18 protein-coding genes are annotated in these 15,562 nt (G+C 61.9%); 3 read left to right on the top strand and 15 right to left on the bottom strand.

The annotated features are described in order from the left end of the window. Positions 1-98 precede the first annotated feature (98 nt). The 6 genes from ASC97_RS02160 to ASC97_RS02135 all read right to left on the bottom strand — a co-directional run bounded on the left by ASC97_RS02160 (position 99) and on the right by ASC97_RS02135 (position 5,027). A complete protein-coding gene (locus ASC97_RS02160; protein WP_057466705.1) occupies positions 99-902 on the bottom strand; it encodes an endonuclease/exonuclease/phosphatase family protein in 804 nt (267 codons plus the stop codon). 93 nt (positions 903-995) lie between these two features. Then, positions 996-1,436 carry a ribonuclease HI gene (gene rnhA, locus ASC97_RS02155; RefSeq protein ID WP_057466704.1) on the bottom strand — a complete coding sequence of 147 codons (441 nt, stop codon included), beginning with the start codon at positions 1,434-1,436 and terminating at the stop codon, positions 996-998. Further along, positions 1,433-2,398, bottom strand: coding sequence for a homoserine kinase (locus tag ASC97_RS02150; protein ID WP_057466703.1), 966 nt, complete (start codon positions 2,396-2,398; stop codon positions 1,433-1,435). The genes rnhA and ASC97_RS02150 overlap by 4 nt, the downstream gene beginning before the upstream one ends. 249 nt (positions 2,399-2,647) lie before the next feature. Beyond that, positions 2,648-3,649: a 4-hydroxy-3-methylbut-2-enyl diphosphate reductase gene (gene ispH, locus ASC97_RS02145; RefSeq protein ID WP_057466702.1), complete on the bottom strand. Its 1,002-nt coding sequence runs from the start codon at positions 3,647-3,649 to the stop codon at positions 2,648-2,650. 246 nt (positions 3,650-3,895) lie between these two features. Then, positions 3,896-4,651, bottom strand: a complete 756-nt coding sequence (locus tag ASC97_RS02140; protein ID WP_057466973.1) for an SURF1 family protein — start codon at positions 4,649-4,651, stop codon at positions 3,896-3,898. Further along, entirely contained in the window at positions 4,644-5,027 is a 384-nt protein-coding gene (locus ASC97_RS02135) for a DUF983 domain-containing protein (RefSeq protein ID WP_057466701.1), read from the bottom strand. Before ASC97_RS02135 ends, ASC97_RS02140 begins: the two co-directional genes overlap by 8 nt. A gap of 130 nt (positions 5,028-5,157) precedes the next feature. Here ASC97_RS02135 and ASC97_RS02130 point away from each other — a divergent pair, with 130 nt between their 5' ends. Further along, positions 5,158-5,799 carry a chloramphenicol phosphotransferase CPT family protein gene (locus tag ASC97_RS02130; RefSeq protein ID WP_057466700.1) on the top strand — a complete coding sequence of 214 codons (642 nt, stop codon included), beginning with the start codon at positions 5,158-5,160 and terminating at the stop codon, positions 5,797-5,799. Positions 5,800-5,858: 59 nt separating this feature from the next. Here the strand turns inward: ASC97_RS02130 and ASC97_RS02125 are convergent, their stop codons facing one another. The 7 genes from ASC97_RS02125 to ASC97_RS02095 all read right to left on the bottom strand — a co-directional run bounded on the left by ASC97_RS02125 (position 5,859) and on the right by ASC97_RS02095 (position 11,413). Continuing rightward, entirely contained in the window at positions 5,859-6,737 is an 879-nt protein-coding gene (locus tag ASC97_RS02125; protein WP_057466699.1) for a cytochrome c oxidase subunit 3, read from the bottom strand. A gap of 57 nt (positions 6,738-6,794) precedes the next feature. Further along, complete coding sequence (locus tag ASC97_RS02120; RefSeq protein ID WP_057466698.1) at positions 6,795-7,400, bottom strand: cytochrome c oxidase assembly protein; 606 nt, start codon at positions 7,398-7,400, stop codon at positions 6,795-6,797. Between the two features lies 1 nt (position 7,401). Continuing rightward, positions 7,402-7,539: a hypothetical protein gene (locus ASC97_RS34555; RefSeq protein ID WP_057466697.1), complete on the bottom strand. Its 138-nt coding sequence runs from the start codon at positions 7,537-7,539 to the stop codon at positions 7,402-7,404. Further along, positions 7,539-8,495: a heme o synthase gene (locus tag ASC97_RS02110; protein ID WP_057466696.1), complete on the bottom strand. Its 957-nt coding sequence runs from the start codon at positions 8,493-8,495 to the stop codon at positions 7,539-7,541. Before ASC97_RS02110 ends, ASC97_RS34555 begins: the two co-directional genes overlap by 1 nt. Positions 8,496-8,563: 68 nt before the next feature. After that, a complete protein-coding gene (gene ctaD / locus ASC97_RS02105) occupies positions 8,564-10,267 on the bottom strand; it encodes a cytochrome c oxidase subunit I (protein WP_057466695.1) in 1,704 nt (567 codons plus the stop codon). Between the two features lie 19 nt (positions 10,268-10,286). Continuing rightward, positions 10,287-11,180 (bottom strand): cytochrome c oxidase subunit II, encoded by an 894-nt coding sequence (coxB, locus tag ASC97_RS02100; protein ID WP_057466694.1) that lies wholly within the window; start codon positions 11,178-11,180, stop codon positions 10,287-10,289. Positions 11,181-11,182: 2 nt separating this feature from the next. Then, positions 11,183-11,413, bottom strand: coding sequence for a hypothetical protein (locus ASC97_RS02095; protein ID WP_057466693.1), 231 nt, complete (start codon positions 11,411-11,413; stop codon positions 11,183-11,185). 105 nt (positions 11,414-11,518) lie between these two features. Here ASC97_RS02095 and ASC97_RS02090 point away from each other — a divergent pair, with 105 nt between their 5' ends. Together ASC97_RS02090 and tldD are read left to right on the top strand one after the other, a co-directional pair. Continuing rightward, positions 11,519-12,115, top strand: coding sequence for an invasion associated locus B family protein (locus ASC97_RS02090; RefSeq protein WP_057466692.1), 597 nt, complete (start codon positions 11,519-11,521; stop codon positions 12,113-12,115). Between the two features lie 84 nt (positions 12,116-12,199). Then, positions 12,200-13,615, top strand: a complete 1,416-nt coding sequence (gene tldD / locus ASC97_RS02085; protein WP_057466691.1) for a metalloprotease TldD — start codon at positions 12,200-12,202, stop codon at positions 13,613-13,615. A gap of 57 nt (positions 13,616-13,672) precedes the next feature. Here tldD and ASC97_RS02080 read toward each other — a convergent pair whose 3' ends face one another. Both ASC97_RS02080 and ASC97_RS02075 read right to left on the bottom strand, forming a co-directional pair. Then, the gene (locus ASC97_RS02080) at positions 13,673-13,981 is read right to left on the bottom strand and encodes a hypothetical protein (protein ID WP_057466690.1); all 309 of its coding nucleotides are present in this window, start codon (positions 13,979-13,981) and stop codon (positions 13,673-13,675) included. 57 nt (positions 13,982-14,038) lie between these two features. Next, positions 14,039-15,340: a D-alanyl-D-alanine carboxypeptidase family protein gene (locus ASC97_RS02075; protein ID WP_057466689.1), complete on the bottom strand. Its 1,302-nt coding sequence runs from the start codon at positions 15,338-15,340 to the stop codon at positions 14,039-14,041. Positions 15,341-15,562 lie beyond the last annotated feature (222 nt).

The following is a 15,562-nucleotide window of genomic DNA, read 5'->3' as shown; positions in this document are numbered from 1 at the left end:
CCGCTTCGCACTTTCGCTGGAATTGCTCCCTAAGCCTCCCAAGGCTCGACGCGGTGGGTGCGTAGCGCATCCGCCGCGTCATCTTTTCTGGAATCCCGCTATGCGATCTCGAGCAGCAGCGCGCGGTGGTCGGAGACTTCCGGCTGCGCGACGACGTCGAAGGCGGTAACCTCCACATTGGACGTGACCAGCATGTAGTCTGCGAAGCGGCCTTCTTTTGCGTAGTGCGAGGTTCGGGTATCCGTGTGACCGCGCGACACCACGAGGTCGGTCAGGCCGAGTTCGTCAAGCGCCTCGAAGGTGATGCTGCCCGGCAGGACATTGAAATCGCCGCAGACAACCAACTGCTCACCCTCGTACCAGACGCGCTCGATCAACGCGACCAGGGCCGCGGCCTGAGCATGGCGCGCCGGCGTATCGCCCTTGCCGGCAAGATCGCGCAGCCCGTGAAGCTGGGCAACCGTCACAGGACGGCCGGCGGCGTAGTCGAAGAGACGGATGCACTGCGCGTTGCGTGCGCGGGGATGCGGTCCGTAGCCGTCGGCGGAGAAACCGCCGTGCACGAAGTCCATCGCATGGCCGATGACAGGAAGCGTCCGGCGGACGAAGGTGGCGAGGCCGAACTCGGACCACACTTCTGTGTCGCCCGCGAACAGCTTGCCGCGTGCCATCGGCGCGAAGAAGGCGTCATGCGCGGGTAGAACGGCCCTGATCTCGTCGAAGAGATTGGCGCGCTGAGGCAGGACATGGCTGCCGTCCCGATACTCCAGCCAATCGCTCGAAACCGACGCCGACCGCGTGACTTCCTGCAGGCAGATCACGTCGGGATCGGCCTTCCTCAGATACGGCATCAGGGCAGCGTGCAGCTTGCCGCCCCAGGCGTTCAACGAGATTATGCGCACCGCATCCCTCCCCGTATCTGCGGAACTGCTTTCCCGATTGATTCCGGGAAGCGCTCCATATCCTTGTTTTTGCACAGTTCCCGGCCCGAAGTTCTAGCGCTTCTTGAACGGCTCCATGCCCTTGCGGGCAAGCTCGTCGGCGCGCTCGTTTTCGGCGTGGCCGGCGTGGCCCTTGACCCAGTGGAGCGTCACCTTGTGCCGGTTGCGCGCTTCTTCAAGCGCTTGCCAGAGCTCGGCGTTCTTGACCGGCTTCTTGTCGGCGGTCTTCCAGCCGTTCTTCTTCCAGCCGAAGATCCATTTCGAAATGCCGTCCATGACATATTTGGAGTCGGTATAGAGATCGACCTCGCAAGGGCTCTTCAGCGCCGTCAAAGCCGAAATCGCCGCCAGCAGCTCCATGCGGTTGTTGGTCGTGTCGGCTTCGCCGCCGAAAAGTTCCTTTTCGACATCGCCGTAACGCAGGACCGCGCCCCAGCCGCCGGGACCGGGATTGCCGGAGCAGGCTCCATCGGTGAAGATATCGACGTGCTTCATGCGGAAAGCCCATATTCGGCGGCCGAGGATATCTGGCGGTGGAAGCGCAGCTTGCGCAGGTACTCGAGCGGATCCTTCTTGGTGACCATCGCGCCTTCAGGCGTCGTCAGCCAGTCGTAGAGCCGCGTCAGGAAGAAGCGCAACGCGGAGCCGCGCGAGAGGATCGGAAGGGCCGCAAGTTCGGCCTCGCCCAACGGACGGACGCTCTGGTATCCCTCCAGCATCGCCGTGCCCTTGGTGATGTTGTAGGCGCCATCCTTCTCGAAGCACCAGGCGTTCAGAATGATCGAGACGTCGTAGGCGAGCAGATCGTTACAGGCGAAGTAGAAATCGATCAGGCCCGAGAGTTCGTCGCCGAGGAAGAAGACGTTATCGGGAAACAGGTCGGCGTGGATGACGCCGGCCGGCAGCTCCTTCGGCCAATGGGCCGACAGAAACTGCAACTCGCTTCGGACTTCGTTCTGCAGGCCCTTTTCAACTTCGTCGGCACGGGCTTCGGACTTTTCCCAGAGTTCCTGCCAGCCGCCGACGGAGAGCGCATTCGGCCGCTTGAGTTCAAAGCCCTCGGCGGCGACATGCATCTGCGCCAGCGCCTTGCCGACCTCGCGGCAGTGCCTGGCTTCTGGCTTGCGCAGCCACATGCCCTCGAGGAATGAAATCAGCGCGGCCGGGCGGTCGGACAGCGTTCCAAGCAGCGCGCCGTCCCTGCGCGGCAGCGGCAGCGGGCAGGAGAGGCCGCGCGCCGCCAGATGCTGCATCAGGCCGAGGAAGAAGGGCAGGTCGTTCTTCTCCACGCGCTTTTCGTAGAGCGTCAGGATCAGCGGATCCGTGGAGGTGTGGAGGAGGAAATTCGAATTCTCGACGCCTTCCGCGATCCCCTTGTAGGACAGCAAAGTGCCGGTATCGTATTCCGTCAGGAACCACTTCAAATCGTCTTCGGAAATATCGGTGTAGACTGCCAAGGCGGGCTCTCATTGCAAACGGGTCAAGGAAATTGCGGGTCTGAACTGCGGTGGCGTCAACGCGCCGACGTCTACTAAGCCCTCATTCCTGTGCTTGTCACAGGAATCCAGCCACGGCGCGGCCGCGCCGTGAATGACCTGCCCTTTTTGGAGGAAGAGTTTTCCGCGCCCAAGGACTTGGGCGCACTGGATTCCTGTGACGAGCACAGGAATGAGTGGTGCGTTTGGACCTTGAACACCATCCACCCCTCACCCATTCACGAACGCCATGTCGGCCGATGTCAGCTCGATGCTGCGCAGTTCGCGGTTGACGAGGAAATGCTCGTTCTCCTGGACGGTTTCGGCAAGCTCGACCTTCGCGTCGAACCGCGTCCGGAATGCCTCGATGATCTCGTTGACGATCACCTCCGGTGCCGAGGCGCCGGCCGAAAGGCCGAGCGTCGAGATCGAGCCGATCTCGCTCCAATCCAGCTCGGAGGCCCGCTGGACCAGAATCGACTTCTTCGCTCCTGCGCGGAGCGCCACTTCGACGAGCCGCTTGGAGTTGGACGAGTTCGGTGCGCCGACGATGATGAAGAGATCGCAGCCGGGCGCCGCCTGCTTGACGACCTCCTGGCGGTTCGTCGTGGCGTAGCAGATGGAATCGGCGGCCGGCGCCGTCAGGTTGGGAAAGCGCTCCTGCAGGCGCGCGATGACGCCGGCGGTATCGTCGACGGAAAGCGTCGTCTGGGTGACGTAGCCCATGTTGTCGGGATCGGCAGGGACATAGACGTCCGCATCCTCGACCGTCTCGATCAGCGAAACGGACCCTTCCGGCAGCTGTCCCATGGTGCCGATCACTTCCGGATGGCCGGCGTGGCCGATGAGGATCACGTGGCGGCCGAGCCTGTTGTGGCGCATGGCCTGCTTGTGGACCTTGGAGACCAGCGGACACGTGGCGTCGAGATAGAAGAGATTGCGGGCGCTCGCATCTTCCGGAACCGATTTCGGCACACCGTGCGCGGAGAAGACGACGGGCTGTGCTCGATGCTCTTCCGGGATCTCGTTCAGCTCCTCGACGAAGACGGCGCCCTTGGCTTCCAGTCCTTCGACGACATAGCGATTGTGCACGATCTCATGGCGGACATAGACCGGCGCGCCATAGGATTTCAGCGCCAGCACGACAATCTGGATGGCGCGGTCGACGCCGGCACAGAAGCCGCGCGGCCCGCAAAGCCTGATCGTCAAAGGAGGTTTCGCTGCGATATTCATGTCTGTTCCGTCATACGTTCCCTCATTCCTGTGCTCGTCACAGGAATCCAGCCACGGCGCGTCCGCGCCGTGAACAATTCGCCTCGCCCAAACAATCTCCCGCGCCCAAGGACTTGGGCGCACTGGATTCCTGTGACAAGCACAGGAATGAGGGAGAGTTTGGAGAGAACCGAACTCCACAGGCAGCCACCCGTTTCCGGGATCCGTTGATCCTCTAGCTCAATATGGGTGAGATTTGAAGCGATACTATTGCGCTGGCGGGTTGCCGCGCCTGCGCAACCGGGCAACGGCGACGATCACGACCAGCGTCGCGGCCAATCCATACCAGGTGAAGGCATACTGCAGGTGGTTGTTCGGCAGATCGACCTCGGTGACGCCGCCGATCGGCAACCCCTTGGGATTGGGCGTATCGTCGGCATCGACGAAGAAGGGGACGACGCTTGCCCTGTCGAGCCCGACGCTCGACGCCATGACGTCGAGATCCTTCCAGTAGAAGATATTCTTGGGGATGTCGTTGTCAGGCACGACCCATGAAGGCTTGCCCGGAAGCCTGGCGCGCGCAAGGCCGGCAATCGACTGCTGGTCGGTCAGCTGACCCTGCATTCGCATTTCCGGTTCCTTGTTGTCATAGGGAACGAAGCCGCGATTGACGAAGAGGTAGCGGCCGTCGGCAAGCTGCAGCGGCGTGTAAATGTAATAGCCGGTCTGGCCGCGCCAGGTGGCGAAGAAATGCCGCTCGCGGCTGTTGTCGTAGACTCCGCTGGCGGTCACCCGGCGATATTCGATGTCGCCGCCCTTGGCCGCCATCGCCTCGATATCGGTCAGCGGAACCGGCGGCGTCTCGCGGCGCTCGGCGATGTCGGCAAGCAGGCCTTCCTTCCAGTGAAGGCGCTCGACCTGCCATGTGCCGAGCGTGACGAGGATGGCAAGCGCGATCACAACCGCGATGCCGGTCAGGACCGGCAGCTTGCGGCGAGGCGCCGGGTGTTGAATGTCAGTCACGGGAAAGGCGTCCTTCGCGGGCATTGTGGCGGTACTGCATGGCGATCAGGATCCCCTTGCACCAGCGCAGCCAAATCAACGAAAGGATGACCGTCAGCGGGCCGAAGAGAAGAATGTGCAGCCAGATCGGTGGCGAATAATTCACCTCCAGCCAGAGCACCGAACCGATGACGATGAAGCCGACAATCAGGATAACGAAGACTGCCGGCCCATCGCCGGCGTCTGCGAAGGAATAATCGAGCCGGCAGGCGGCGCAGCGCGGCTTGAGCGACAACAGGCCGTCGAAAAGCTTGCCCTGGCCGCAGCGCGGGCAGCAGCCCTTGAGGCCGGTTTTCACCGGATCGACGGGCGGGAAATGCGCGTTGTCGTCGTTCATGCTATCCTTCCAATTGGCTGTGGATCTCAGGAGCCACGCCATAACTCACCCATAATGTATTCGCAGAACGAAAGGAAATGCCTGCGCGCTTTCGCCTCACCGATTCGCGCCAAACAGAAGAAGAAAACTGATGACCAACGAGAGCTCTGCCGCCCAGATCGTCATTCTGAACGGCGCACCGCGAAGCGGAAAATCGTCGATTGCCAAGGCAATCCAGGAGCAGTTCGAAGGCCCGTGGATGAACCTCGGCGTGGATGCGTACAACGGCATGACGCCGGACCGCTACCTGCCGGGCATCGGCCTTCGTCCGGGCGGCGAACGCCCGGACCTCGAGGAGGTCGTGCCGTTCTTCTATGCTGCGCTCTACGAATCCATCGCAATCCACGCCGGCCTCGGGCTCAACGTCGTGGCCGATCTCGGCCACCATGACGCCTACTCCCAGCCGCTCGGTATTCTGGCGGATTGCGCGCGGCGGCTGGAGGGTCTGCCGGTGCTTTTCGTCGGCGTCAGATGTCCTATCGACGTCATCATGAAGCGGCGCGAGGTCGTGGTTCCCGGTCGCGAGACGCTGTACGCGAGGGCAAACGATGCCGAAACGATCCCCCAGGCGGTGGCGCGCTGGCAGGAGGAGGTCCACATTCCCGGCATCTACGATCTGGAGCTCGATACCTCCGTGCTGACGCCGACCGAATGCGCGGAAGCCATTCGCCACCAGCTCGATACCGGCATCCCGGATCCTTCCGCCTTCGAGCGCATCGCCGAGGCGCGCTGAGCGGCAAAGAAAAAGGCGGGCGCCGTGGCACCCGCCTTTTTTAATGGGAGTCGCTCCGATCAGCCGGCTGCGAGCGGTGCGCCCCAGCCGCCCCAGACGTAGATGCTGAAGAACAGGAAGAGCCAGACCACATCGACGAAGTGCCAGTACCAGGCGGCGGCCTCGAAGCCGAAGTGCTGCTTCGGCGTGAAGTCGCCACGCATCGCACGAATGAGGCAGACGATCAGAAAGATCGTGCCGACCAGGACGTGGAAGCCGTGGAAGCCCGTCGCCATGAAGAAGGTCGCACCGTAGATCGAGTTCTTGAAGGCGAACGGAGCGTGCGCATATTCGTAGGCCTGCACGGCGGAGAACAGAATGCCCAGCAGAACCGTCAGCGTCAGGCCCTGGATCAGGCCCTTGCGGTCGTTGTGCAGCAGGGCATGGTGCGCCCAGGTGACCGTGGTCCCCGACAGGAGCAGGATGACGGTGTTATAGATCGGCAGATGCCACGGGTCGAGAACCTCGATGCCCTTCGGCGGCCACTGGCCGCCGGTGAAGGCAAGGCGCGAGGCCTGGATGGCTTCGTGCGGATAGAGGCTGGCGTCGAAATAGGCCCAGAACCAGGCGACGAAGAACATCACTTCGGAAGCGATGAACATGATCATGCCGTAGCGCAGGTGCAGCGACACGACGCGGGTATGGGAGCCCTCGTGGGCTTCCTTCACCGTATCGGACCACCAGCCGAACATGACGTAGAGCACCAGCGCCAGGCCGATGAAGAACAGCCAGGGGTGAGCCCACTCGATGCCGAAGATATGCAGCGAACCGCCATTGATGTAGCGCATGAAGCCGACGCCACCGAACGCCATGATGAAGGCGCCGATCGAGGCAATAATAGGCCACGGGCTCGGGTCGATGATGTGATAATCGTGATGTTTCTGATGCGCATCAGCCATGTAAGCTATCCCCGGTCTCTTCCTCTTCGTCCCGGCTTAACCGGAAACGACCCTCAATCAAAGTTTCTTTTCAAGCTTTACCGTTCCACCCTCGTTCGACGCCAGCGGCTTCGGACCCTCTTTCGGGTAGAACGTGTAGGACAAGGTAACCGTGTGAATATCCTTGGATTCCACGGTCTTGGTAATTTCCGGATCGATATAGAAAACGACCGGCATTTCAAGCTTTTCGCCCGGCTTCAGAACGGTCTCGTTAAAGCAGAAGCACTGCACCTTGTTGAAATAGGCACCCGCCTCGCCCGGCGTGACGTTGAAGACCGCCTGGCCGCGCTGCGGCTCGTTGGATTTGTTCACCGCGGTGAAATTGACCTGGATGGTTTCGCCGATGCGCGGGTTGACCTCGCGCTCGACCGGCTTGAACTCCCACTCCAGGCCGGGGGCCACATTGGCATCGAAGGTGACGCGCATCTTGCGGTCCAGAACGACGCTGGAGGCCTGCTCGACGCGTTGCGTCGTACCGTTGTAGCCGGTGAACTGGCAGAACATCCTGTAGAGCGGAACGGCCGCATAGCTCGCCGCGCCCATGCCCACGACGAAGGCAAGGCACATGAAAACGACGGCGCCGTTGTTGCGCGGCTTTCTGGGCGTGCTTTGCATCTCGCTCATCTCACATATGCCCCGTCGCGAACTTCACGATGGTGATCGCGTAGAAAAGAATGACGAGGCCGGCAAGCACGAGGCCAAGCGCGACGTTGCGGTTGCGGCGCGACTTGCGCTGCGCATCGGTAAGCTTCACCGTATCCATCAGAGCCAACCTCCGGTGTGAGAAACCAGCGTGGCGGCCAGCCGATCGATCATCAGGGCAGAGAAGATCGCGAACAGGTAGAAAATCGAGAATGCGAACATCTTCTTCGCGGGAACCATCTTCTGGTCGCCATCCGGCATCCGCCAGACGGCGATGGAACAGTATATGAAGATCGCGCCGAGCGCTGCGGCGACGAGGCCGTAGCCGACGCTGGCGAAGCCGAGAACGGTCGGCAATACTGCGCAGACGGCCGTCAGGACGGCGTAGGCGACGATCTGGTGCTTGGTGGTCCGTTCGCCCGAGACGTTGGGCAGCATCGGCACGCCGACGGCTTCGTAGTCGCCCATCTTGAAGAGAGCGAGCGCCCAGAAATGCGCGGGCGTCCAGAGGAAAATGATCATGAAGAGCACGACGCTCTCTATCGGGACCGTGCCGGTGACGCAGGCCCAGCCGATGACGGGCGGAAACGCGCCGGCGGCACCGCCGATGACGATGTTCTGCGGCGTCGAGCGCTTCAGCCACATCGTATAGATTACGGCATAGAAGAAAATGGTGAAGGCGAGGATCGACGCTGAGAGCCAATTGACGGCAAGCCCGAGGATCGTCACGGCAAAACAGGACAGGACCAGACCGAACGCGAGCGCTTCGCTGGGCGTGATGCGGCCGGCCGGAATGGGGCGCTTGGCAGTGCGGGTCATGATGGCGTCGATGTCGGCATCGTACCACATGTTCAGCGCGCCCGAAGCGCCGGCCCCGACTGCGATGCAAAGGATGGCGATCAGGCCGATGACCGGATTGATATGGCCCGGCGCCAGCACGAGGCCGGCAAATGCCGTGAAAACCACGAGCGACATGACCCGCGGCTTCAGGAGTTCGAAATAATCGCGCGCGCTTGCTTCCGACAGGCGAAACTCGCTGTCGTGTGCAAGAGCTTTGCGATTGCCGATGACTGTCATTATCTCGTCCTGCAAACTTGAAGGTGATCGCCGCACTCTAACATGCGGCGATCACAATTTCTCGCATCTTACTTGATGCGCGGAAGCTGTTCCCACTGGTGGTACGGCGGCGGCGAAGACAGCTGCCATTCCAGCGTCGTTGCGCCCTCGCCCCACGGATTGTCCCCGGCAACGCGCTTCTTGGCGAAAGCTTCGAAAACGCCGAACAGGAAGATCAGCACGCCGAAGGCCGAGATGTAGGAGCCGATGGAGGATACGTAGTTCCAGCCGGCAAACGCATCGGGGTAGTCGATATAGCGGCGCGGCATGCCTGCGAGGCCGAGGAAGTGCTGCGGGAAGAACACCAGATTGACGCCGATGAACATGACCCAGAAGTGCAGCTTGCCGAGGAACTCGTTGTACATGTAGCCGGACATCTTCGGGAACCAGTAATACCAGCCGGCAAAGATCGCGAACACTGCGCCGAGCGACAGAACGTAGTGGAAGTGAGCCACGACGTAATAGGTGTCATGCAGCGAGCGGTCGAGGCCGGCGTTGGCGAGCTGGACGCCCGTGACGCCACCGACGGTGAACAGGAAGATGAAGCCGATCGCCCAGATCATCGGCGTGCGGAAGCTGATCGAGCCGCCCCACATCGTCGCGATCCAGGAGAAGATCTTCACGCCCGTCGGAACGGCGATGACCATCGTCGCGAAGACGAAGTAGCGCTGCGCGTCGAGCGAGAGACCGACCGTGTACATGTGGTGCGCCCACACGACGAAGCCGACGGCGCCGATCGCGACCATGGCGTAGGCCATGCCGAGATAACCGAAAATCGGCTTCTTCGAGAAGGTCGAGATGATGTGGCTCACCATGCCGAAGCCGGGCAGGATCAGGATGTACACTTCCGGATGACCGAAGAACCAGAACAGGTGCTGGTAGAGGATCGGATCGCCGCCGCCTTCAGGCGAGAAGAAGGCCGTGCCGAAGTTACGGTCGGTCAGCATCATCGTGATGGCACCGGCGAGAACCGGCAGCGACAGGAGCAGCAGGAAGGCGGTGATCAGCACGGACCAAGCGAAAAGCGGCATCTTGTGAAGCGTCATGCCCGGCGCGCGCATGTTGAGAATGGTGGTGATGAAGTTGATCGCACCCAGGATCGAGGACGCACCGGCAATGTGGAGCGCAAAGATCGCAAGATCGACCGCCGGACCCGGCGTTCCCGTGCTGGAAAGCGGCGGATACATCGTCCAGCCGCCGCCGGCGCCGTATGCGCCTGCCGGACCTTCGACGAACATCGACATGATGAGCAGCAGGAAGGCCGGAACGATGAGCCAGAAGGAGATGTTGTTGAGGCGCGGGAAGGCCATGTCGGGTGCGCCGATCATGATCGGCACCATCCAGTTGGCAAAGCCGCCGATCATCGCCGGCATGACCATGAAGAAGATCATGATCAGCGCGTGAGCGGTCGTGAACATGTTGAACATCTGCTTGGCGCCGTCGATGGCGGCGTCGCCCTCGTAGCCGTAGACCATGGATGCCAGGCCGTGGAAGATCTGGATGCCCGGCTCCTGCAGCTCCATGCGCATGGCAACGGACAACGCGCCGCCGATGATGCCGGCGATGATCGCGAAGATCAGGTAGAGCGTGCCGATGTCCTTGTGGTTCGTCGAAAAGAACCAGCGATTGATGAAGCTCGGCTTGTGCGAGTGGTCGTGGTGGTCGTCATGGGCGTGCGCGCCATGAGAATGATCATGCGAATGATGATCGTCGTGTGCGGAAGGTCCAGCCATAGTCCCGTTCCCTCTTCCCTTACTTTGCGACGTTTTCGGCAACATCGACGGTCTTTGCAGGACCATCGGTTGCAGCGATGAGGGCCTTGTAGGCTCCGGGCAGATCGGCAGCGGCAGCGGTCAGCCACTGCTTGTACTTGTCCTCGGAGACGACGCGAATGGCGATCGGCATGAACGCATGGTCCTTGCCGCAGAGCTCGGAACACTGGCCGTAGAAGAGGCCTTCGCGTTCGGCCTTGAACCAGGTCTCGTTCAGTCGGCCCGGAACGGCGTCGATCTTGACGCCGAAGGACGGCATCGCGAACGCGTGGATGACGTCTGTCGGAGCGGCGGTCACGAGGACGCGCACCGTCTTGTTGACGGGCAGCACGAGCTCGTTGTCGACGGTCAGGAGGCGCGGATAGATCGCCTTGTCTTCCTTGCCGGCGGCAGCGCGGTCCTGATCCTTGAGCAGGAAGGAATCGAAGGCGAGCGGGCTTTCGCCGGTGCCTTCATATTCATAGTTCCACTGCCACTGGGTCGCGGTCGCCTTGATCGTCACATCCGGATTTTCCGGCAGCGTGAGCTGGGCGGTCAGAAGGTTGAAGGAAGGAACGGCCAGGAACAGAAGAACCAGAACCGGTCCCACGGTCCATGCGACTTCGATCAGCGTGTTGTGGCTCGTCTTGGAAGGCACCGGATTCGCGCTGGCGCGAAACTTGAAACAGACGACGAGAATAAGGACCAGGACGAAGAGCGTGATCGGAACGATAAACCACAAGGTATACTGTTCGAACCAATGGATGTCCCGCATGATCGGCGTCGCCGCCGGTTGCAAGGTCGCCTGCCAAGGCGTCGGCTGGTCGGCAAAACTGCCGGAAGCAAAAAGCAGACAGACCAGCGCGGTCAGAGCTGCATAAGCCTTCTTAATCACGTTTATATCTCCCTCGAGCGCTGATCTGCATAAAATGCGCGCAGAATCCTTGCCATCTTCTGCGCTTCAAACCACAGTTTGGCATCCGCCGCAACAGGCCAAAGCATTTGTCTGTGCGGCATTTTTGCCTGAAGACATATTCCCCCAAGCACAACGAAACGTTCCATCTTTTGCATTATGATACGGAAAAGACAGCCGCAGGCCAGCCCAAGGGCGGCAACATTCTTCGGCAAAGGTCCCATTTCCGCCGTAGTCCCCCGCTTTTGAGCGGGTGGGGCTTTTCATTTCGAATGCCGGGCCCCAACTTAGCGGCACTGATTCGAACTGCAGAGGTTTTCATGGGTTTCCGTTCCCTCGCACGGCCATTTGTGCTGACAGCGTGCATTGCGGCCGCAGCGACTGCTCCCGCTTTCGCCCAGCAGCAACCAGCGCCGGCGCAACCTGCCGCCCCCGCTCCCGCCGCACCTGCGACGCAGGCGACGCCGGGACAGACGCAACCGCAGGCTCCCGGCACCGTAAAGTCGAACCACGGCGCATGGTCGGTCGTGTGCGACAAGCCTGCCGGCGCTTCGGCGGAGCAGTGCGCGCTGATGCAGAACGTCATTGCCGAAGATCGGCCCGAAGTCGGCCTTTCCGTGGTCGTGCTGAAGACCGCCGACCGCAAGTCGAAGATCCTGCGCGTGCTTGCGCCTCTCGGCGTACTGCTGCCGAACGGCCTCGGGCTCAATGTCGACGGCAAGGATATCGGCCGCGCCTATTTCGTCCGCTGCTTCGCAGACGGCTGCTATGCCGAAGTCGTGCTTGAAGACGAGTTGCTGAAGACCTTCCGCAGCGGTGCCAGCGCTACTTTCATCGTCTTCCAGACACCGGAAGAAGGCATCGGCATTCCCGTCGATCTCAAGGGTTTTGCCGAAGGCTACGACGCCCTGCCCTGATCGTCTCCATTTCGGGGCTTGCTCGAACCGTCCGCGGGACCTACATCGGCTGAAAGCATTCCTGCTTCAGCGGAGCACAAAGATATGAACACCGATCTCCTGACGCTTTTCGACGCTGACGAAGCGAAGATGCGCTCGCTCGTCGCCGAAGCGCTTTCGGGCGCTGACGACGGTGAGCTCTACATCGAGCATGCCCAGGCAGAATCTCTCATGTTCGACAACGGCCGCCTCAAGGGCGGAAGCTTCAACACCGAACAGGGTTTCGGCCTGCGTGCGGTGGCGGGCGAAGCGGTCGGATATGCGCACGCCGGCGATCTCTCGGTCGCAGCGCTCAAGCGCGCCGCCGATGCCGTCGGTGCCGTCACGCGCGGCTATTCCGGCAGCTATGCCGCCGCCCCCCAACGCACCAACAAGAAGCTCTATTCGGACGAAAACCCGATCGGATCGCCGACCTTCGAGCAGAAGGTGAAGGTGCTGCAGGACATCGACGCCTATCTGCGCGGCAAGAACGACAAGGTGCGGCAGGTGACGGCATCCGTCGCCGCCAGCTGGCAGGTGGTCGACATCCTGCGTGCCGATGGCCATCGCGTCCGCGACATCCGGCCGATGACGCGCATCAATATCTCCGTCATGGTCGGCGAAGGCGAGCGGCAGGAAACCGGCTCCTACGGCAGCGGCGGCCGCATCGGCTTCGGCGATTTCATTGCCGAGGGCAGCTGGCAGGACGGTGCCGACGAGGCGCTGCGCCAGGCTCTCGTCAACCTCGAGGCGATCGAAGCGCCTGCGGGCACGATGGACGTCGTTCTCGGCTCAGGCTGGCCGGGCGTCATGCTGCACGAAGCTGTCGGCCACGGGCTGGAAGGCGATTTCAATCGCAAGAAGACGTCGGCCTTCGCGGGCCTGCTCGGCCAAATGGTCGCGGCTCCCGGTGTGACCGTCGTCGACGACGGCACGATCGACAACCGTCGCGGTTCGATCACCATCGACGACGAAGGAACGCCTTCGGCCTACAACGTGCTGATCGAAGACGGCAAGCTCGTCGGCTACATGCAGGACCGGCAGAACGCACGGCTCATGGGCCTGAAGCCGACCGGCAACGGCCGCCGGCAGGGCTATGCCCACGTGCCGATGCCGCGCATGACCAACACCTACATGCTCGGCGGCGACAAGACGCCTGAAGAGATCATAGCCTCCGTGAAGAAGGGCATCTATGCCGTCTCCTTCGGCGGCGGCCAGGTGGACATTACCTCGGGCAAGTTCGTCTTCGGCTGCACCGAGGCCTACCTGATCGAAAACGGCAAGATCGGCGCGCCGGTCAAGGGCGCGATGCTGATCGGCAACGGTCCCGATGCGATGAAGCGCATCTCCATGGTCGGCGACGACATGAAGCTCGATACCGGCATCGGCAATTGCGGCAAGGCCGGCCAGTGGGTCCCGGTCGGCGTCGGCCAGCCGCATCTCAGGATGGACCAGGTGACCGTCGGCGGAACCAAGGCATAACACGGGCTGAGACTGCGCCCTTCTGGCCGACGGGTATCTATCCGGGCGGCCGGGAGGCTACGCTTCATCCGGCCGGAACAGCCATTTTCGCTTGATGGCCGCCGGGAGGTCGAGCTTGTTGTTGTGGGCGAACAGCAGGATGTGGCCGAGCACGTCGGCGGTCTCATCCGCGAGATCGCGTGACATTTCCTCGTCGGAGCGACCCTTGCGGCGCCCTCGTCCGCTGATGCGGTTCCAGGCCTGAGTGAGTTCGCCCATTTCTTCCTGAAGCTTCAGCAAAAACCAGTCGTCATCGCGTTCGATGCCGTTTGCCTCGGCATATGCGCGGGACGCCAGCTCGAATTTTCCGGCGAGCTCATCCAGCATGACCGTTCTCCTTTTGTACCAAAGAGAACCCTGATTCCCGGACTATGTCCAGTCCGCTCAGCCGTGATCGGGGAGAAGCATGCAGTCGTAGGAGCGCTGCCTCAGTGCGTCGCAAGCCGATGTTGCAGCCTCGCGGCTCTGGAAGCCGATGAAGCGCGCCCGGTAGATCTTGTTGGCGCCCTTGCCGACCGCTTCCGTATAAGGAGACGCGGTCTTCAACGCAGCGCCGCCTTCGGACTTGGCCAGCGCCAGCAGGGCGCGGGCGGCGTCGTCGCTCGGAGCCGCGGAAATCTGGATCTGCCAGTCGCCTGTCGACGATTGAGCCCCTTCCTGAGACTGGGTTACCCGCTGCGCCGTGGGTTTGGCGATGTTCGCCATTTCCTCAAGTGCGGTGGGTCGCTCGGCGGGGACTGCGGTGTCGCTCAGATAACCCAGGGCCCTTGGCGCCAGATCGTTCGAACGCGGTGCCGTTGCCGGAACCGGGAGATCGCTCGCCTCGGCAGCAGAGGCAACCTCGACGGGCTCGCGCGCATTGACGGTGGCCACGAGCCTGGCGCCGCCCGAAGACGAGGCGCGGCCGAGATACTGGTCGAGCAGGCCCGCCATCTTGGCGTCGCGGCTGCGGGCGGTGCGGCCGCCGAGCACGACGCCGACAACGCGGCGGTTTCCGTCCTTGACGGCGCTCACAAGGTTGAAACCCGACGCATTGGTGTAGCCGGTCTTGATACCGTCCATGCCCTGGTAGCGGTACATCAGGTTGTTGTGCCCACGGATCGTCTTGCCGCGGAAATTGAAGCTCGCGGTGGCGAACAAGCGATACTCGCTCGGATAGTTCCGCATCAGGGCGATGGCGAGCGTGGACATGTCGCGGGCGGTGGTCACCTGGCGGCTGTCCGGCAGGCCGGAGGCGTTGTAGAAGGTCGTGCGGCTCATGCCGAGCTGGCGAGCCTTCTGCGTCATCATGCGCGCAAAATTGCTTTCCGATCCGCCGAGCGTCTCGCCCATCGCGGCAGCCGCATCGTTCGCGGACTTGGTGATCATGCCGAGGACCGCTTCGCGGACCGTAATGGTACCGCCGGCGCGCACCCCGAGTTTCGTCGGCGGACGGGAAGCTGCATATTTCGACACAGTGATCGGGGTATTCCAGCTGATCTTGCCGCGGCTCATGGCCTCGAAGGTCATATAGATCGTCATCATCTTCGTCAGCGACGCGGGGTGGTTCAAGACGTCGGCATTTTCGGAAGAAAGAACCTTGCCGGTTCTGGCGTCGAGGATGAGGGATGCACTGCCCGCCATCGCCATCAATGGCGCCGCAACGACGAGCGTTGCGGTCAAAAACGCGGCCACCAGCTTATTCATGCACTTCCCCTCAGAGATCGAACGACCGTCGCCATCCGGAATTGTCCCGTTCCGCTACAGAAGGGCCCAATGTGGAGCGACATTGCGGCAACTGGTACTATTTTTGTCATGTTTTATCCTTCATAGTGAAAGAACGGTAAAGGCGCCACGCGAAAAGTCAGTATTCAGTAAGACTTAACCTCGAGGCTGCTAGTTTCCGCGCTCAACGGAACCGGCAGATGG

The sequence above is a fragment of the Rhizobium sp. Root1203 genome (assembly GCF_001424945.1).
Taxonomy (GTDB): domain Bacteria; phylum Pseudomonadota; class Alphaproteobacteria; order Rhizobiales; family Rhizobiaceae; genus Rhizobium.
The sequence above is the reverse complement of the archived record's forward strand: the minus strand, read 5'-3'. Positions and strand labels throughout refer to the sequence as shown.